Source organism: Aestuariimicrobium sp. Y1814, from assembly GCF_050113895.1.
Taxonomy (GTDB): Bacteria; Actinomycetota; Actinomycetes; order Propionibacteriales; family Propionibacteriaceae; genus Aestuariimicrobium.
Window position 1 is genome coordinate 85,782 of the sequence record NZ_JBNJRW010000001.1, and the last position, 18,473, is coordinate 104,254.

Below are 18,473 nucleotides of genomic sequence, written 5' to 3' on the forward strand. Positions count from 1 at the left end.
GATGAGCTTCGCCGCGATCGAGACGATGGACTACGACGAGGTGCTGGAGCGCTTCGACCCCGTCATGGGCCTGGAGGTCCACGTCGAGCTGAACACCCACTCCAAGATGTTCTGCGGCTGCCCGACCAGCTTCGGTGGGGCCCCCAACAGCCACACCTGCCCAGTCTGCCTGGGCCTGCCCGGCTCACTGCCGGTGATCAACGGCAAGGCCGTCGAGTCGGCCATCCGGATCGGGCTGGCGCTCAACTGCGAGATCGCCACCTGGTGCCGGATGGCGCGGAAGAACTACTTCTACCCCGACATGCCGAAGGACTACCAGATCAGCCAGTACGACGAGCCGATCGCCTTCAACGGCCACGTCGACATCGAGGTGGACGGTGAGCCCTTCCGCATCGAGATCGAGCGGGCCCACATGGAGGAGGACACCGGCAAGTCGCTGCACCTGGGTGGTGCCACCGGGCGCATCACCGGCGCCGACTACTCCCTGCTCGACTTCAACCGGGCCGGTGTGCCGCTGATCGAGATCGTCACCAAGCCCATCGAGGGGGCCGGCGCCAAGGCACCGCAGATCGCCCGCGCCTACGTGGCGGCGCTGCGTGACATCCTGCGCTCGCTCGAGGTCAGCGACGTCCGGATGGAACAGGGATCCCTGCGCTGCGACGCGAACGTGTCGCTGATGGCCAAGGGGGCCACCGAGTTCGGCACCCGCACCGAGACCAAGAACGTCAACTCGCTCAAGTCGGTCGAGGGGGCGGTGCGCCACGAGATGACCCGCCAGGCCGCGATCCTGGCGGCGGGCGGCACCATCAAGCAGGAGACCCGGCACTGGCAGGAGGCGAGCGCCCAGACCGCGCCGGGACGCTCCAAGGAGACCGCGGAGGACTACCGCTACTTCCCCGAGCCCGACCTCGTCCCGATCGCGCCCTCACCGGAATGGGTCGAGGAACTGCGCGCCAGCCTGCCCGAGCCCCCGGCCGAGCGGATGAAGCGCCTGGTGGCAGAGTGGAACTTCTCCGACCTGGAGTTGCGTGACGTCATCGGTGCGGATGCGGTTGACGTCATCGACGCCACGGTCAGCGCCGGGGCCAGTCCGCAGGCCGCCCGCAAGTGGTGGGTGGGCGACCTTGTCCGCCGTGCCAACGAGGCGGGGGTGGAACTGGCCGAGGTCGGCATCACCCCGGTGCAGGTGGCCGCATTGCAGGGCCTGGTCGACGCCGGGACGATCAACGACAAGCTGGCCCGCCAGGTCATCGACGGCGTCATCGCCGGCGAGGGTGAACCGGACGAGGTCGTCGCCGCCCGGGGGCTCGCCGTGGTGTCCGACGACGGTGCCCTGTCCGAGGCGGTGGACGCCGCGATCGCCGCCAACCCCGACGTGGCCGAGAAGATCCGCGGCGGCAAGGTGGCCGCGGCCGGCGCCCTGATCGGTGCGGTGATGAAGCAGATGAAGGGTCAGGCCGACGCCGGACGGGTGCGGGAGTTGATCCTCCAGAAGCTGTCCTGAAGGTCTGCGGGGTCGCCGATCAGTTCCACGTCGGCGACCTCGCGGCGCCCGGACAGCCACAGCAGGACCTCCGAGGGTTTCCCGGCCAGGGTCACCGTGGAGCTGCCCGACTTCACCCGCAGCGGTTCCTCGGGGTCGAGCGCGTTCTCGACGACCACCCCGGTGGGTGCCTTGCGCAGCGCGAGCCTGGCCTGCCAGCCGAGCTGGCGCCAGAGCTGGCGTTCCTGGTCGACCCGCAGCAGCCGCGGGGCGGCGTCCGGGTCGACGGCGCGCCGGACGTCCTCGTGGTGGATGAAGAACTCCACCGAGTTCATGGCCTGGTCCAAGCCCGGGACGGTGCGCAGCAGCCGACCGGGGTGGCGGAAGCGATCGACCAGTTGGGTCCAGGAGCCGTCGGCCAGCAGCCGGTCCATCCGTCGGCGGGTGAGGTCCTCGAAGGCGGGCACGATCACCCCGGGCGCGGCCACCGGGTCGGACTCGCGCACCACCAGGTGGGCGGCCAGGTCGGCGGTCAGCCAGCCCTCGCACAGCGTCGGTGCCTGCGGGCCCACGTGGTCGAACAGGTCGGCCAGTTGCGCGCGTTCGGACTGGGCCAGCGTCGTGCTCATGGGGTCGAGCCTACCCCCACCGGACTTTTTTCTTGATATCGAGACATGCGTCTTGACATCAAGACAAACATCGTTTGATACTGGTTTCACAAAGACGGTGACGGTGTTGTCATCGGCCCGAACCCAAGGAGCGCGCAACCATGACGCACGCACAGGCCAAGCCAGTTCCTCCAGCAGACCTCAGCGCCGACTGCCCGCGCCACGAGGCAACCACTGCCGAGTTCGTCGCCGTGGCGGACTCCCTCGAGTACCGCAACCTGCGCTCGACCTTCGTCCGGTTCGCGTTCTCGATGACCATCGCGGCGCTGATCTCGTACTTCACCTACGTCGTGCTGTCGATCTACGCCATCGACTTCATGAGCCAGCCCTTCCTGGGCCTGCGAGGCACGAACCTCGGCATCGTCATCGGACTGGCGCAGTTCGTCATCGTCTGGGTCTTCACCGCGGTCTACGTCCGGTTCACCGCACGCCGGATCGACCCCACCGCCGACGCCCTCAAGGCCCAGCTTGAAGGAGCCGCAGCATGACCACCATCCTCGAGAGCCAGTACGGCAACCCGGCCATCAATGTCGGTGTCTTCGCCCTGTTCGTCGTCGCCACCCTCGGCATCGTCATCTTCGTCAGCCGCCGCCGGACGAAGGCGACCGACTTCTACACCGGTGGTGCCTCCTTCTCCGGTCGCCAGAACGGTCTGGCCATCACCGGTGACTACCTGTCGGCCGCTGCCTTCCTTGGCGTGACCGGCGCGATCGCCCTGTCCGGCTACGACGGCCTGCTCTACTCGGTCGGGTTCTTCGTCGCCCTGCTCGTGGCGCTCTACCTGGTGGCCGAGCGCATGCGCAACACCGGCAAGTTCACCATGGCCGACGTGCTCAGCTTCCGGATGAAGCAGAAGCCGATCCGGACTGCGGCCGCCACCTCGACCCTGGTGATTTCCTTCGTCTACCTGCTCGCCCAGATGGCCGGCGCCGGTGGCCTGGTCGCCCTGCTGCTCGGTGTCTCCGACAAAAACATGCAGTCGCTGGTGATCGCCCTGGTCGGCGTGCTGATGGTCGCCTACGTGCTCATCGGCGGCATGAAGGGCACCACCTGGGTGCAGATGATCAAGGCCGTGCTGCTGCTCGGCGGTGCCGCGATCATGAGCTTCCTGGTGATGACCGGTGAGGGGTTCAACCTGAACAGCCTGCTGCTGTCGGCCCAGAGTGCCGGCCTCGACCCGAGCACCGGCACCGGCAAGGACCTGCTTGAACCGATGGTCAAGTACGGCGCCACCGACTGGACGAAGCTGTCGTTCCTGTCGCTGTCGCTGGCCCTGATCGCCGGCCCCTCGGGCCTGCCGCACGTGCTGATGCGCTTCTACACCGTGCCCACCGCCAAGGAGGCCCGCCGCTCGGCGGTCTGGGCGATCATCCTGGTCGGCGCGTTCTTCCTGCTGACCCTGGTGCTCGGCATGGGCGCTGCGAAGCTCGTCGGCCAGCAGACCATCATGGCCGCCCCCGGTGGCGCCAACTCCGCTGCACCGCTGCTCGCCCTGGTGCTCGGTGGCGAGGTCTTCATGGGCATCATCTCGGGGGTCGCCTTCGCGACGATCCTCGCGGTGGTCGCCGGCCTCACCATCACCGCCTCGGCCTCGTTCGCCCACGACGTGTACAACGAGATCATCAAGGGCGGCAAGGCCAACCCCGAGACCGAGGTCAAGGTCGCCCGGATCACCTCGGTCGTGATCGGCATCCTGGCCATCCTGGGCGGCATCGTCGCCAACGGCCAGAACATCGCCTTCCTGATCTCGCTGGCCTTCGCCGTGGCCGCCTCGGCGAACCTGCCCTCGATCCTGTTCACCCTGTACTGGCGCCGGTTCAACACCCGCGGCTCGGTCTGGTCGATCTACACCGGTCTGGTCAGCTCGGTGTTGCTGATCCTGTTCTCACCGGCCATCTCGGGCTCGCCGTCGGCGATGCTGGGTGAAGGCGTCAACTTCGCCTGGTTCCCGCTGGACAACCCGGCCCTGGTGTCGGTGCCCCTGGCCTTCCTGGCCGGCATCATCGGCACCCTGACCAGCAAGGAGAGCAGCGACATCGAGCTCGCCAAGGAGATGGAGGTCCGCTCCATGACCGGTGCGGGCGCCGGAGCCGCCATCGAGCACTGAGTGATTGGCGGGCTTCGCCCGCGTGCGCGGCTCTCCGAGCGTTGTCGCGCTCCTCGCTCGTACCTCGCTCGCTCGAGCTCCGGGCTTCGACTCGCTCGCTCAGCGGCCGCGCAGAATCAAACCATGTGAACAGGCGGGTCCTGCATTCGTGCAGGGCCCGCCTCTGGTTTTGCACTGCGGGGCGGCGCCACGTCTGCGGAGCCAGTCGGCGTCTGCAGTGCGGCGCTGTGTCTGCGGGTCTGTACGACGGGCATACGCATGTTCGGGCTGGAGACGGGGAGGGGCGTCGCAGACGTGGGTTCGCGCTGCAGACCGGGGCCGACGGTTGGGTGTGCTGATGCTCGAACCTGCAGTCTTTGCGTGAGTGCAAGGAATGCACCTCGTCCGGGTGGGGCGGCGTGTATTCGTTGCTGTGGTGCAAGGTTTGCAGGTCGGACGAGGGCGAGGTCGCGCCCGGGCCGGGTCAGAGGCTGTGCAGGGGGCGCAGGTGTGGGGGGATGTGGTCGGTGTCGACGATGTCCTTGCCGAAGGGGAAGCAGGTCACCGGGATCATCTTGAGGTTGGCGATCGCCAGGGGGATGCCGATGATGGTGATGGCCTGGGCGGCGGCGGTGGTGATGTGGCCGATGGCCAGCCACAGGCCGGCAACCAGGAACCAGATGACGTTCATCAGGGCCGAACCGGCACCGGCGCCGGTCTTCTCGACGACGGCCTTGCCGAAGGGCCACAGGGCGTAGCGGGCCATCCGGAACGAGGCCACGCCGGCGGGGATCGTGATGATGAAGATGCAGGCGATGATGCCGAAGAAGAAGTAGCCCAGGGCCAGCCAGAAGCCGCCGAAGATGAACCAGACCAGGTTGAGCAGGGTGCGCATGCAAGACCTCCGGGAGAAGCGATCAGGGGTCCTTCAAGCCTACGTGCGGCCACCCCCACCACGCGGCTGCAGCCCCCTCATCCGGGGGAGGCTCAGGGTCACCCCCGGCCGTGGGGCGGAGCCGCTTCGTCCGGCGCCCTAGAATCACCCCCATGTCCCTTGACCCCACCATCGCCGCCCGCCTCAAGCGCAATGAGGCCGGCCTGGTCGCCGCCATCGCCCAGGACGCCACCACCGGTGCCGTCCTGATGCAGGCGTGGATGAACGACGAGGCCCTGCACCTCACCCTCACCACCGGGCAGGCCACCTACTGGTCACGCAGCCGCGATGAACTGTGGGTCAAGGGCGCGACCTCCGGCCACACCCAGGCCGTGCGCGAGGTGCGGCTGGACTGCGACGGTGACACGATCCTGCTGCAGGTCGACCAGTCCGGCGGCGCCTGCCACACCGGCGATGACACCTGCTTCGACGCCGGCCTGCTGCCCCTCGACCTGCCGGCGGGGGTGACCAAGTGAGCAGCCTGCAGATCAGCCCGACCCGCGAGGAGTTCCTGGCCCGCGCCGAGGACCGCGTCATCGCCGTCCACGCCCGCATCGTCGCAGACGACCAGACCCCCGTCGGCCTCTACCAGCGGCTGTGCGGTGACCGGGAACTGACCTTCCTGCTCGAATCGGCCGAGGCCGGTGCCTGGTCGCGCTGGTCGTTCATCGGCGTCAACGCCGCCTCGACGCTCTACGAGCAGGACGGACGCACCGCCTGGCTCGGTGCGGTCCCCGAGGGGATCAGCGCCGAGGGTGACCCGTTGGAGATCGCCGAGCAGATGCTGGCGACCTTCCACACCCCGGCCGACCCCGACCTGCCGCCTCTTACCTCAGGCCTGGTCGGCTACCTCGGCTACGACGTGGTGCGCCGCCTCGAGAACCTGCCCGACAGCACCGTTGACGACCTGCAACTGCCCGAGATGCTGCTGATGCTGGCCAGCGACATGGCCGTGCTCGACCACCACCGCGGGGAACTGTGGCTGGTCGCCAACGCCATCAACCTCGATGCCACCACCGACCGTGCCGGGCAGGCCTATGACGAGGCCGTGGCCCGCCTCGAGGCGATGGCCGCCACCCTGCGTGAACCGCACCAGTCGATGGCCGCCCGCCGCGGCGAGCCCGTCTCGCGCGACGAGTTGGCCGCACACCTGGTCCGGCAGCGCACCAGCGAGGAGTTCCAGCAGATGGTGCGCGACGCCGTCGAGGAGATCCGAGCTGGGGAGGTCTTCCAGGTCGTCCCCAGCCAACGCTTCGAACTGCCCTGCAGCGCCGATGCCCTCAGCGTCTACCGCGAACTGCGGATGACCAACCCCAGCCCCTACTTGTTCCTGCTGCGGCTGCCCGGCTTCGCCATCGTCTCGGCCAGCCCCGAGGCGCTGGTGACGGTGCGCGACGGCCGGGCCACCACTCGTCCGATCGCCGGCACCCGGCCGCGCGGCGCCACGCCCGCCCTCGACGCCGCCCTGGAACGCGAACTCACCGACGACCCGAAGGAACGCGCCGAGCACGTCATGCTGGTCGACCTGGGCCGCAACGACCTGGGCCGGGTGTGCGTGCCCGGGACCGTTGAGGTGACCGAGTTCATGCAGGTGCACCGCTACTCCCACGTCATGCACCTCGAGGCCGAAGTCACCGGTGAACTCGCCCCGGGGCACTCCAGCCTCGCGGCGCTGCTGGCCTGCTTCCCGGCCGGCACCCTGTCCGGCGCCCCCAAGGTGCGCGCCATGGAGATCATCGATCGCCTCGAGAAGACCCGCCGCGGCGTCTACGGGGGAGTGGTCGGCTACTTCGACTTCGCCGGCAACGCCGAGGCCGCCATCGCCATCCGCACCGCCCTGGTCAAGGACGGCACCGCCTACGTGCAGGCCGGTGCCGGCATCGTCGCCGATTCCGACCCGCTCACCGAAGACCAGGAGTGCCAGCACAAGGCGATGGCCGCGCTCACCGCGGTCTGGCGTGCCCACCACCTGGAAAGCCTGTGAACCGGACGAAGTGGCTGGGCCCGCTGCTGGCCGCGATCGGGGGACTCGTCGCTGCCCTGGTGGGTGACAACCCGATCGGCTGGGCGGTGCTGGCCGGCACCTGCCTGCTGTTCGTGGTCGGCAACCTCGGCAAGCGCATCATCGGTGTGCTGTTGGTGCTGGTCAGCCTGCTCGCCGGGTGGTTGGCGCTCGGCCTGGACCCGGTGAACCCCTGGGGTGTCGTCGGGTCCGGTCTCGGCCTGGTGGGTGCGGTCCTGGTCGTCCTGACGGCCTACAGCTGGGCGGCACGGCGCTCGCGTTTCGAGCGTGGCGGCGAGTCGGTCGACCACCGCGCGCCGGCGTTGGAGGTCTGGAAGGCCATGGATGAAGGCCACGACCCGACCGCCGCCGAAGAGCGATAGGGTGAACCGAGGCGACGCCATGAGGAAGGATGAGCGATGACCCAGCAGATCGAGGATCACACCCATACCATCGTCAAGACCAAGAACGGCAAGACGGTGAAGTACTACCACCACAGCCAGAGTCCTGCCATCTGGACCGGCGTCATCATGGCCATGATCGGCTTCGTGCTCGCCGGCGTCGGCGCGGTGCTCGGCCCCATGTGGCTGCTTGTCTACATCGGTGCCGGCCTGATCGTCGCCGCGTTCATCGTGACCTGGATCATGAAGGCCGCCGGACTGGGTCACGGCTGAGTCGTGGGAGTCCTGGACGACATCATCGTCGGGGTGCGCCAAGACCTGGCCCCCCGCATGGCCGCCACCCCCCTCGCGGACCTCGAGGCACGCCTGGGCGAGGTCGCGCCACCGCTCGACCCGATGCCCGCCTTCCGGGCCCCCGGGCTCGCGGTGATCTCCGAGGTTAAGCGCAAGAGCCCGTCCAAGGGTGAGCTGGCCGACATCCCCGACCCCGCCGAACTCGCCGCGTCCTACGCCGCCGGTGGGGCGGCCGCGATCAGCGTGCTCACTGAGCAGCGTCGCTTCGGCGGCAGCCTGGCTGACCTGGCCGCGGTGCGCGCCAGGGTCGACATCCCGGTGTTGCGCAAGGAGTTCATCGTCACCGACTACCAGGTCGTCGAGGCGCGCGCCCACGGCGCCGACCTCGTGCTGTTGATCGTTGCTGCGCTGGACGACGCCGAACTGCGCCGGCTGCATGACCTGAGCCTCGAGTTGGGCCTGCGCCCGCTGGTCGAGGTGCACACCGCCGACGAGGCCCGCCGCGCCGTCGACCTGGGCGCCGAGCTGATCGGGGTCAACAACCGCAACCTGCAGACCCTGGACGTCGACCTGGCCCAGTTCTCGTCGCTGGTGGAGTTGCTGCCCGACGACTGCGTCAATGTCGCCGAGTCCGGCATCACCGGCCCGGCCGATGCCGCCAGGCTGTATGACGAGGGTGCGCAGGTGCTGCTCGTCGGCGAGACCCTGGTCCGCCACCCCGATCCGACCACGGCCGTCCAGGCCTTGTTGAGGAGCATTCCCGAGTGAGTGAGTACGACCCCACCCTGCCCGATGCGCGCGGCCACTTCGACATCTTCGGCGGCAAGTACGTGCCCGAGGCATTGCAGGCGGCGCTGGCCGAGCTCGAGACCGAGTTCCGGGCAGCCGTCTCCGACCCCGCCTTCCTGGGCGAGCTCGATGACCTGCGCAAGAACTACGCCGGTCGTCCCTCGCCGGTCACCGAGGCGAAGCGGTTCTCGGAGCACTGCGGTGGGGCGCGGATCCTGCTCAAGCGCGAGGACCTCAACCACACCGGCAGCCACAAGATCAACAACGTCCTGGGCCAGGCCCTGCTGACCAGGCGGATGGGCAAGACTCGGGTCATCGCCGAGACCGGCGCCGGCCAGCACGGGGTCGCCACCGCCACCGCCGCCGCCCTGCTCGGGCTGGAGTGCAAGATCTACATGGGTCGCGTCGACACCGAACGCCAGGCCCTCAACGTCGCCCGGATGCAGCTGCTGGGTGCCGAGGTCGTCGCGGTGGCCTCGGGCAGCCAGACCCTCAAGGACGCGATGAACGAGGCGATGCGCGACTGGGTCAGCACCGTCGACAACACGCACTACTTGATCGGCACCGTCGGTGGCCCGGCCCCGTTCCCGGAGGTCGTCCGCGAGTTCCAGCGGGTCATCTCGACCGAGGCCCGTGCCCAGCTGCTCGAGACCTGGGGGCAGTTGCCCGATGCCGTGGCCGCCTGCGTGGGTGGCGGGTCCAACGCGATCGGCAGTTTCGCCGACTTCATCGCCGACCCCGAGGTGGCCCTGTGGGGCTTCGAGGCCGGTGGTGACGGCATGGAGACCGGTCGCCACGCCGCCCCGATCAGCGCCGGCCACGTCGGCGTGCTGCACGGTGCGCGCACCTACGTGCTGCAGGACGAGGACGGCCAGACCGTCGAGTCGCACTCGATCTCGGCGGGCCTCGACTACCCGGGGGTCGGCCCCGAGCACTCCTACCTGGCCAGCATCGGACGAGCCGAGTACCAGCCCGTCACCGACACCGAGGCCATGGAAGCCCTGTCGCTGCTCACCCGCACCGAGGGCATCATGCCGGCCATCGAGTCGGCCCACGGCCTGGCGGGCGCCAGGCGCCGGGCGCTGGAACTGGTCGCCGAGGGCAAGCAGCCCACCATCCTGGTCTGCATCTCCGGTCGCGGCGACAAGGACGTGGCGACCGCGCTGAAGTGGTTCGGCCTGGACGGCACCCCTGACGAAGTGAAGGGTGAACTGGCATGAGTGAGAGCAGCGGGCAGGCCTACCTGAAGGCCAAGGCCGAGGGACGCGGGGCGCTGGTGGGCTACCTGCCGGTGGGCTACCCGTCGGTGCCCGGCTCGATCGAGGCCATGCGGGCCATCTGCGAGGGCTCGCAGGGCCGTGGCGTCGACCTGGTCGAGATCGGTGCCCCCTACAGCGACCCGATGATGGACGGGGTCACCATCCAGCACGCCGGCACCCGCGCTCTGGAGCGTGGGGTGCGCACCAGCGACACCATGAAGGCCGTCGAGGCGGTGACCGGTTTCGGCACCCCCGCCGTGGTGATGACCTACTGGGCGTTGGTCGATGCCTACGGTGTCGACGCCTATGCCCGTGACCTGGCCAATGCCGGCGGCTCGGGGCTGATCACCCCTGACCTCGTCCCCGACGAGGCCGAGGAATGGATGGAGGCCTCCGAGAAGTACGGGCTGGACCGCATCTTCCTGATCGCCCCCTCCTCGACCGATGAGCGGCTCAAGATGACCACCGATGCCTGCCGCGGCTGGGTGTACACCACCGCCCTGATGGGGGTCACCGGGGTGCGCGACCAGGGCTCGTCCTCGGCTGAGGGGCTGGTCGCCCGTGCCCGGAAGGTCACCGACCTGCCGCTGGGCATCGGGCTGGGGGTCAGCAACGGTGACCAGGCCGCCGAGGTGTGCCGCTACGCCGACGGGGCCATCGTCGGGTCGGCCCTGGTGAACTGCCTGATCGAGAACGAACGCAACGGGTCCGACGACCTGACCCGCCTGCGCGAGGTCACCGAGGACCTGGCCGCCGGGGTGCGCCGTGGCTGAACTCACCCGACGAAGCCTGTTCACCGGGCTCGGTGCCGGGGCACTGGCGGTCGCGCTGGTGGGCTGCAGCAGCGACGACGGCGGTTCGGTCGCGAAGGTGGGGGAGCGGCCCGGTGGCTACCTGGCCGGCACCCAGCTGACCGGTGGCCCCGCGCTGCCGGACATCACGCTGACCGACCAGGACGGCAACCCCTTCGCCCTGGCCAAGGATGTGACCACCCCGGTGGTGCTGCTGTTCTTCGGATACACCAACTGCCCCGACATCTGCCCCGGCATCCTGGCCGACCTGGCCAGCGCCCGGCAGCGTGCCGGTGAGCAGGTGCAGGCCGAGTCGACCGTGGTGCTGGTCTCCACTGACCCGCCCCGGGACACCCCCGAGGTGATGAAGGCCTACCTCGAGCGCATCGATCCGTCGTTCATCGGGCTGACCGGTGACCTCGAGGTCATCAAGCAGGCCGGGTTCGACCTGGGCATCACCATGGAACAGACCAGCCAGCTGCCCAGCGGCGGCTACGAGATCGAGCACGGCACCCAGGTCTACGGGTTCGGCGCCGACCGCACCGCGCAGGTGCTGTGGACCCAGGGCACCTCCATCGGTGACTACAAGGACGACATCACCAACCTGGTCGACAAACAACCGGCCTGAACGAAGGAACCCGCGATGATCCTGTTGGACATCCCCAGCCCCTCGATCAACAGCTTCAGCATCGGCCCGCTCACCATCCACTTCTATGCGCTGTGCATCCTGGCCGGCATCTTCGTGGCCTGGGGGCTGGTGCGGCGCCGCTTCGTGGCCCGCGGTGGTCGTTCCGAGAACATGGAAACCATGGTGGTCGCGGCGGTGCTCGCTGGCATCGTGGGTGCCCGCGTCTACCACGTGCTGACCCGCTGGCAGGACTACTTCGGCCCCGGCCGCGACCCCTGGTCGGCGCTGCGCATCTGGGAGGGCGGCCTGGGCATCATCGGCGGGGTCACCTTCGGCGCCGCCGTGGTGCTGTGGTTCTGCCGCCGCAACAACTACAGCTTCCCGACGATGGCCGACGTCTTCGCCCCCGGCATCCTGCTGGCCCAGGGCATCGGACGACTCGGCAACTGGTTCAACCAGGAACTCTACGGCCGACCCACCGACCTGCCATGGGGGCTGCAGATCGACGAGGCGCACCGGCCCCGCGAGTTCCGCCAGTACGAGACCTTCCACCCGACCTTCCTCTACGAGATGTTGTGGAACTTCGCCGGGGTGGGTGTGCTGCTGTGGGCCGAGCGCCGCTTCAAGCTCGGCAACGGCCGGGTCTTCATGGTCTATGTCGCCTGGTACGGTGCCGGCCGCTTCCTGATGGAGCAGCTGCGCCTCGACCCGGCCAACATCGTGCTGGGCCTGCGCATCAACGGGTTCATCGCGCTGCTGCTGTTCCTGTTCGGCGTGGCCGGCTTCCTGCTGCTCGGCAAGTTCCGTCCCGGGATCGTCGAGCAGCCCTTCCCCGACGCTGACGCCGACGCCGAGGCCGACGAGGACGAGGACGCCGAGGCTCGGTAAGGCCTTTCACAGGTAACAATCATGTGACAGGCCCACCGCACCCGCGCCTTCACTGATGTCCGAAAAACGCTGGTCTGCGCGCGGTTCCGGCGGTTTACGGGCGTGAAACACGGATGTAACACCCTCGTTCAGATTCTGGGATCGCCTTGCCTGCACAGCCGGTTTCGGTGTTGGGTGGCACAGCACGGAACAACAAGGGGTCCCGGTGCGCCGCTGCATGCCCTCGGGTGCGCGGATGCACCCGGGCGATCATGACGGAGGTAACCATGGTGTTTGCTCATCACACGAAGCAGGGTCTCTACGACCCGGCCTACGAGCATGACGCCTGCGGCGTGGCCTTCGTTGCCCAGCTCAGTGGTGAGGCCAGCCACCAGATCGTGGCCCAGGGCCTGGAAGCCCTGCGCAATCTCGACCACCGTGGCGCCACCGGCGCTGACACCGCCGCCGGTGACGGTGCGGGCATCCTGATCCAGGTGCCCGACGCCTTCCTGCGCGAGGTGGTCGACTTCGAGCTGCCCGAGGCCGGCTTCTATGCCGTCGGCATCGCCTTCCTGCCCACCGACGCCCGCGCCCGGGCGCAGGTGAAGTCGCGGCTGGAGTCCCTGGCCGTGGAGGAGGACCTGGTCGTCCACGGGTGGCGCGACGTGCCCGTCGAGACCGACACCCTCAGCCCGATCTCACTGGGCGCCATGCCGCACATGGCCCAGCTATTCGTCAGCGCCGAGACCGGCGTCCAGGGCATCCACCTGGACCGGCAGACCTATGCCCTGCGCAACCGCGCCCAGCGGGAGCACGACATCTACTTTGCCTCGCTGAGTGCGCGCACGATGGTCTACAAGGGCATGCTCACCACCGACCAGCTCGGCGAGGTCTACCCCGAGCTCAGCGACCCGCGGATGGCCTCGGCGCTGGCGCTGGTCCACTCCCGCTTCTCGACCAACACCTTCCCGGCCTGGGAGCTGTCCCACCCGTACCGGATGATCGCCCACAACGGTGAGATCAACACCGTGCGCGGCAACCGCAACTGGATGCGTTCGCGCGAAGCCCAGCTGCGGTCCAACCGCATTCCCGGCGACCTCGATCGGCTGTTCCCGATCTGCACCCCCGAGGCGTCGGACTCGGCGTCCTTCGACGAGGTGCTCGAACTGCTGCACCTGGGCGGGCGCTCGCTGCCGCACGCCGTACTGATGATGATCCCCGAGGCGTGGGAGAACCACACCGAGATGGACCCGGCACGACGCGCCTTCTACGAGTTCCACTCCTCGATCATGGAGCCCTGGGACGGCCCGGCCTGCATGACCTTCACCGATGGCACCGTCATCGGTGGTGTGCTCGACCGCAACGGCCTGCGCCCGGCCCGCTACTGGGTCACCGACGACGGCCTGGTCGTGTTCGCCTCCGAAGCCGGTGTGCTGCCGCTGGAGCCGGCCCACGTCGTCCAGAAGGGACGCCTGCAGCCAGGCAGGATGTTCCTGATCGACCTCGAGCAGCAGCGGATCATCTCCGACGAGGAGATCAAGGGTGAACTCGCGGCCGCCAAGCCCTACCAGGAGTGGCTCGACGCCGGCCGGCTGACCCTGGCCGACCTGCCCGAGCGCACCCACATCGTGCACTCGCACGCCTCGGTCACCCGCCGCCAGCAGTTGTTCGGCTACACCGATGAGGAACTCAGCCTGATCGTCGCCCCGATGGCGCAGACCGGCGCCGAGCCGATCGGCTCGATGGGCACTGACACCCCCATCGCGGTGCTCTCCCAGCGGCCCAAGCTGGTCTTCGACTACTTCACCGAGCTGTTCGCCCAGGTGACCAACCCGCCGCTGGATGCGATCCGTGAGGAACTGGTCACCAGCCTGACCGCCACCATCGGGCCGCGCACCAACCTGCTGGTGGGCACCCCCGAGTCGTGTCGGCAGCTGACCATCGACTACCCGATCCTCGACTCCGACGGCCTGGCCAAGATCATCCGGATCAACCAGGACGGTGACCTGCCCGAGTTCGCCAGCCACGTCGTCAACGGCCTCTACGAGGTCGACGGTGGGGGAGCCGCCCTCGAGTGGCGCCTGGCCGAGATCCGCCAGGAGGTCTCCCAGGCCATCGCCGAGGGTGCGCGCACCATCGTGTTGTCCGACCGGCACTCCACCGCCGAACTGGCGCCGATCCCGTCGCTGCTGCTGACCTCCGCGCTGCACCACCACCTGGTCCGGGAGAAGACCCGCAACCTGGTCGGGTTGATCGTCGAGGCCGGTGACGTGCGCGAGGTGCACCATGTCGCGCTGCTGGTCGGCTACGGCGCGACCGCTGTGAACCCCTACCTGTTGTTCGAGTCGGCCGAAGACCTGGCCCGCCGCGAGCTCTACATCGACGTGACGCCCGAGCAGGCGATCTACAACGTCCGCAAGGCGCTCGGCAAGGGCGTGCTGAAGGTCATGTCGAAGATGGGCATCTCGACCATCGCGTCCTACACCGGCGCGCAGGTCTTCGAGGCCATCGGCCTGGCCCAGGACTTCGTCGATGAGTACTTCACCGGCACGACCAGCCGCATCGAGGGCATCGGGCTGGACGAGATCGCCGAGGAGGTGCGCCGGCGCCACCTGATCGCCTACCCGGACTCGGGGATCCCGCTGGCGCACCGCACCCTGGTGATGGGTGGTGAGTACCAGTGGCGCCGCGAGGGTGAGGAGCACCTGTTCAGCCCTGAGACGGTCTTCCGCCTGCAGCACGCCACCAGCACCGGCCGCTACGACGTGTTCAAGAAGTACTCCTCGCTGGTCGACGAGAACTCGCGCCGGGCGATGACCCTGCGTTCGCTGCTGCACCTGCGCACCGCCCGCACCCCGATCAGCATCGACGAGGTCGAACCGGCCAGCGAGATCGTCAAGCGCTTCTCGACCGGTGCGATGAGCTACGGCTCCATCTCGGCAGAGGCCCACGAGACCCTGGCGATCGCTATGAACCGGCTCGGCGCCAAGTCGAACACCGGTGAGGGTGGCGAGGACAAGGACCGCCTCTACGACCCCGAGCGCCGTTCGGCCATCAAGCAGGTCGCCTCGGGTCGCTTCGGGGTGACCAGCGACTACCTGAGCAACGCCACCGACATCCAGATCAAGATGGCCCAGGGTGCCAAGCCCGGTGAGGGCGGACAGCTGCCCGGCCCGAAGGTCTACCCGTGGGTGGCGCAGACCCGCCACTCGACGCCGGGGGTGGGTCTGATCTCACCGCCGCCGCACCACGACATCTACTCCATCGAGGACCTCAAGCAGCTCATCCACGACCTGAAGTGCGCCAACCCGGCCGCCCGGGTGCACGTGAAGCTGGTGGCCGAGGTCGGTGTGGGCACGGTTGCCGCCGGCGTGGCGAAGGCCAAGGCCGACGTGGTGCTGATCTCCGGCCATGACGGGGGTACCGGTGCTGCGCCGCTGACCTCGCTGAAGCATGCCGGTGGGCCCTGGGAACTCGGCCTGGCCGAGACCCAGCAGACCCTGCTGCTCAACGGGCTGCGTGACCGCATCGTCGTCCAGGCCGACGGCCAGCTCAAGACCGGCCGCGATGTCGTGATCGCTGCCCTGCTGGGTGCCGAGGAGTTCGGTTTCGCCACCGCGCCGCTGGTCGTCTCGGGCTGCATCATGATGCGGGTCTGCCACAAGGACACCTGCCCGGTCGGCATCGCCACCCAGAACCCGAAGCTGCGCGAGCACTTCCATGGGCGGGCCGAGCACGTGGTCAACTTCTTCATGTTCATCGCCGAAGAGGTGCGTGAGCTGCTGGCCCAGCTGGGGTTCCGCTCCATCGAGGAGGCCGTGGGCCAGGTCGAGGCGCTCGACGCCAAGCCTGCCGTCGAGCACTGGAAGGCCAAGGGTCTGGACCTGGCACCGATCCTGCACCTGGTCGACGTGCCCGAGGGCACCCCGCGCCACCACACCGTCAGCCAGGACCACGGGCTGGACGAGAAGATCGACGTGGCCCTGATCGAGGCCGCTCGTCCGGCGTTGGACCGCGGTGAGCGGGTCGAGGCCAGCTTCGAGGTTCGCAACGTCGACCGCACCGCCGGGACTCTCCTGGGCCACGAGGTCACCAAGGCCACCGGCGGCGAGGGCTTCGACGATGACACCATCAGCCTGACCCTGACCGGCACCGGTGGCCAGAGCTTCGGTGCGTTCCTGCCCCGCGGTGTGACCATGAAGCTGGTGGGTGATTCCAACGACTATGTCGCCAAGGGCCTGTGCGGCGGCATCATCATCGTCACCCCGCCGGCCGATGCCCCGTTCACCGCGTCGGAGCAGATCGTGGCCGGCAACGTGATCGGCTACGGCGCCACCTCCGGTGAGATCTACCTGCGGGGCGTGGTCGGTGAGCGCTTCTGCGTGCGCAACTCCGGTGCCACCGCGGTGGTCGAGGGCGTCGGGGACCATGGTTGTGAGTACATGACCGGGGGCGAGGCCCTCGTGCTCGGCCCGACCGGGCGCAACTTCGCCGCCGGCATGTCCGGGGGCGTGGCCTGGGTGCTCGACCTGGCCCAGGAGCGGCTCAACACCGAGATGGTCGACCCGCTCGAGCTGACCGAGGTCGACCTGGACCGGGTCACCGACCTGCTCACCCGCCACCGCGACCACACCGGCTCCGATGTCGCCCAGCGCCTGCTGGATGCCGGTCGCGACGAACTGTCGCGCCGTTTCACCAAGATCCTTCCCCGCGACTACGCCAAGGTGAAGGCCGCCGAGGCCGAGGCCAAGAGCCTCGGCCTGACCGAAGCCCAGACCACCGACCTGATGATGGAGGCCGCTCATGGCTGATCCCCGTGGATTCATGACCACCCCCCGCGAGGTGGCCACCCGCCGGCCCGTCGAGGAGCGCGTCAACGACTGGCGGGAGGTCTACCCCGAAGGTCCGGGGCGGGCCCTGCTGCCGATCATCAGCAAGCAGGCCGGGCGCTGCATGGACTGTGGCATCCCGTTCTGCCACACCGGCTGCCCGCTGGGGAACCTGATTCCCGAGTGGAACGACCTGGTCTGGCGTGATGAGTGGGTGCCGGCCGCCGACCGGCTGCACGCCACCAACAACTTTCCCGAGTTCACCGGACGCCTGTGCCCGGCGCCCTGCGAGACCGCTTGTGTGGTCGGCCTGGTCGGTGACCCGGTCACCATCAAGAACGTCGAGGTGGCCATCATTGACAAGGCCTGGGACGACCGCCGCGTCACCCCGCAGATGCCCGAATGGCACTCGCTGAAGACGGTGGCCGTGATCGGGTCCGGCCCCGCCGGACTGGCCGCGGCCCAGCAGCTGACCCGCACGGGCCACACCGTGGTCGTCTATGAACGTGCTGACGCCATCGGCGGCCTGCTGCGCTACGGCATCCCTGAGTTCAAGATGGAGAAGTCGGTCGTCGACCGTCGACTGAAGCAGATGACCCTGGAGGGCACGGTATTTCGTCCCAGCACCAACATTGGTGTCGACGTCACCGGTGAACAGCTGCTGGAGCGCTTCGACGCCGTCGTGCTGGCGATCGGGTCGACCAAGGCCCGCGACCTGCCGGTGCCCGGGCGTGAACTGGCAGGCATTCACCAGGCGATGGAGTTCCTGCCGCAGGCGAACCGTGCTGCGCTGGGCCAGGAGGTCGAGAACCAGATCACGGCCGAGGGCAAGCACGTGGTGATCATCGGCGGTGGCGACACCGGTGCCGACTGCCTGGGCACCTCGACCCGTCAGGGTGCGGCCTCGGTCACCCAGCTCGAGATCATGCCCACCCCGCCCGATGAGCGCCCCGCGCACCAGCCGTGGCCGACCTACCCGATGATCATGCGGGTCAGCTCGGCCCACGAGGAGGGCGGCGAGCGGACCTACTCGGTCTCGACGAGTGAGTTCGTGGGTGACGAGCAGGGCCGGGTGAAGTCGCTGAAGCTGCACGAGGTCACCTTCGACCAGGGCAAGTTCGTGCCGGTGCCCGGGTCGGAGCGCGAGATCCCCGCTGACCTGGTGCTGCTGGCCATGGGCTTCACCGGCCCTGAGACGGACTCGGTGGTCGACCAGCTGGGCGTGGAGCTCGACGAGCGCGGCAACATTGCCCGCGACGAGTCGTACGCCACCAACGTGCCCGGCGTCTTCGTCTGCGGTGACGCCGGCCGCGGCCAGTCGTTGATCGTCTGGGCGATTGCCGAGGGACGATCGGCTGCCCGCGGGGTCGACGAGTTCCTGATGGGCACCTCGGTGCTGCCGCGGCCCATCGGCCCCCAGGAGCGCCAGCTGCTGGCGTGAG

The 18,473-nt window shown here is 68.7% G+C and carries 16 protein-coding genes; 14 read left to right on the forward strand and 2 right to left on the reverse strand.

Annotated features, from left to right (window positions below; all coding sequences use genetic code 11):
• Position 1: 1 nt before the first annotated feature.
• Positions 2 to 1,504 carry an Asp-tRNA(Asn)/Glu-tRNA(Gln) amidotransferase subunit GatB gene (gene gatB, locus ACQE3C_RS00435; RefSeq protein ID WP_434537222.1) on the forward strand — a complete coding sequence of 501 codons (1,503 nt, stop codon included), beginning with the start codon at positions 2 to 4 and terminating at the stop codon, positions 1,502 to 1,504.
• Here the strand turns inward: gatB and ACQE3C_RS00440 are convergent.
• A complete protein-coding gene (locus ACQE3C_RS00440) occupies positions 1,453 to 2,112 on the reverse strand; it encodes a TIGR03085 family metal-binding protein (protein WP_434537223.1) in 660 nt (219 codons plus the stop codon). The genes gatB and ACQE3C_RS00440 overlap by 52 nt on opposite strands.
• Before the next feature lie 140 nt (positions 2,113 to 2,252).
• Here ACQE3C_RS00440 and ACQE3C_RS00445 point away from each other — a divergent pair, with 140 nt between their 5' ends.
• Both ACQE3C_RS00445 and ACQE3C_RS00450 read left to right on the forward strand, forming a co-directional pair.
• Positions 2,253 to 2,639, forward strand: coding sequence for a DUF485 domain-containing protein (locus ACQE3C_RS00445; RefSeq protein WP_434537224.1), 387 nt, complete (start codon positions 2,253 to 2,255; stop codon positions 2,637 to 2,639).
• A complete protein-coding gene (locus ACQE3C_RS00450) occupies positions 2,636 to 4,258 on the forward strand; it encodes a solute symporter family protein (protein ID WP_434537225.1) in 1,623 nt (540 codons plus the stop codon). The genes ACQE3C_RS00445 and ACQE3C_RS00450 overlap by 4 nt, the downstream gene beginning before the upstream one ends.
• Positions 4,259 to 4,721: 463 nt before the next feature.
• On the opposite strand, the gene ACQE3C_RS00455 is transcribed toward ACQE3C_RS00450, so the two are convergent.
• Positions 4,722 to 5,132, reverse strand: coding sequence for a YccF domain-containing protein (locus tag ACQE3C_RS00455; protein ID WP_434537226.1), 411 nt, complete (start codon positions 5,130 to 5,132; stop codon positions 4,722 to 4,724).
• Between the two features lie 152 nt (positions 5,133 to 5,284).
• On the opposite strand from ACQE3C_RS00455, the gene hisI reads away from it, so the two are divergent.
• From hisI to ACQE3C_RS00510, 11 genes are all read left to right on the forward strand, one after another.
• Positions 5,285 to 5,647, forward strand: coding sequence for a phosphoribosyl-AMP cyclohydrolase (gene hisI / locus ACQE3C_RS00460; protein ID WP_434537227.1), 363 nt, complete (start codon positions 5,285 to 5,287; stop codon positions 5,645 to 5,647).
• Positions 5,644 to 7,155: an anthranilate synthase component I gene (locus tag ACQE3C_RS00465; RefSeq protein WP_434537228.1), complete on the forward strand. Its 1,512-nt coding sequence runs from the start codon at positions 5,644 to 5,646 to the stop codon at positions 7,153 to 7,155. The genes hisI and ACQE3C_RS00465 overlap by 4 nt, the downstream gene beginning before the upstream one ends.
• Positions 7,152 to 7,556, forward strand: coding sequence for a Trp biosynthesis-associated membrane protein (locus tag ACQE3C_RS00470; protein WP_434537229.1), 405 nt, complete (start codon positions 7,152 to 7,154; stop codon positions 7,554 to 7,556). The genes ACQE3C_RS00465 and ACQE3C_RS00470 overlap by 4 nt, the downstream gene beginning before the upstream one ends.
• 36 nt (positions 7,557 to 7,592) lie before the next feature.
• Positions 7,593 to 7,847, forward strand: coding sequence for an HGxxPAAW family protein (locus tag ACQE3C_RS00475; RefSeq protein ID WP_434537230.1), 255 nt, complete (start codon positions 7,593 to 7,595; stop codon positions 7,845 to 7,847).
• 3 nt (positions 7,848 to 7,850) lie between these two features.
• Positions 7,851 to 8,636, forward strand: a complete 786-nt coding sequence (gene trpC / locus ACQE3C_RS00480; RefSeq protein WP_434537231.1) for an indole-3-glycerol phosphate synthase TrpC — start codon at positions 7,851 to 7,853, stop codon at positions 8,634 to 8,636.
• Positions 8,633 to 9,877 (forward strand): tryptophan synthase subunit beta, encoded by a 1,245-nt coding sequence (gene trpB, locus ACQE3C_RS00485; protein WP_434537232.1) that lies wholly within the window; start codon positions 8,633 to 8,635, stop codon positions 9,875 to 9,877. The genes trpC and trpB overlap by 4 nt, the downstream gene beginning before the upstream one ends.
• Complete coding sequence (gene trpA, locus ACQE3C_RS00490; RefSeq protein WP_434537233.1) at positions 9,874 to 10,689, forward strand: tryptophan synthase subunit alpha; 816 nt, start codon at positions 9,874 to 9,876, stop codon at positions 10,687 to 10,689. Before trpB ends, trpA begins: the two co-directional genes overlap by 4 nt.
• Entirely contained in the window at positions 10,682 to 11,335 is a 654-nt protein-coding gene (locus ACQE3C_RS00495; protein WP_434537234.1) for an SCO family protein, read from the forward strand. Before trpA ends, ACQE3C_RS00495 begins: the two co-directional genes overlap by 8 nt.
• 15 nt (positions 11,336 to 11,350) lie before the next feature.
• Positions 11,351 to 12,223, forward strand: a complete 873-nt coding sequence (gene lgt / locus ACQE3C_RS00500; RefSeq protein WP_434537235.1) for a prolipoprotein diacylglyceryl transferase — start codon at positions 11,351 to 11,353, stop codon at positions 12,221 to 12,223.
• A 266-nt stretch (positions 12,224 to 12,489) separates the two neighbouring features.
• Positions 12,490 to 17,013 (forward strand): glutamate synthase large subunit, encoded by a 4,524-nt coding sequence (gene gltB, locus ACQE3C_RS00505; protein WP_434537236.1) that lies wholly within the window; start codon positions 12,490 to 12,492, stop codon positions 17,011 to 17,013.
• On the forward strand, positions 17,006 to 18,472 hold the full coding sequence (locus ACQE3C_RS00510; protein WP_434537237.1) for a glutamate synthase subunit beta: 1,467 nt from the start codon (positions 17,006 to 17,008) through the stop codon (positions 18,470 to 18,472). Before gltB ends, ACQE3C_RS00510 begins: the two co-directional genes overlap by 8 nt.
• Position 18,473: the final 1 nt, after the last annotated feature.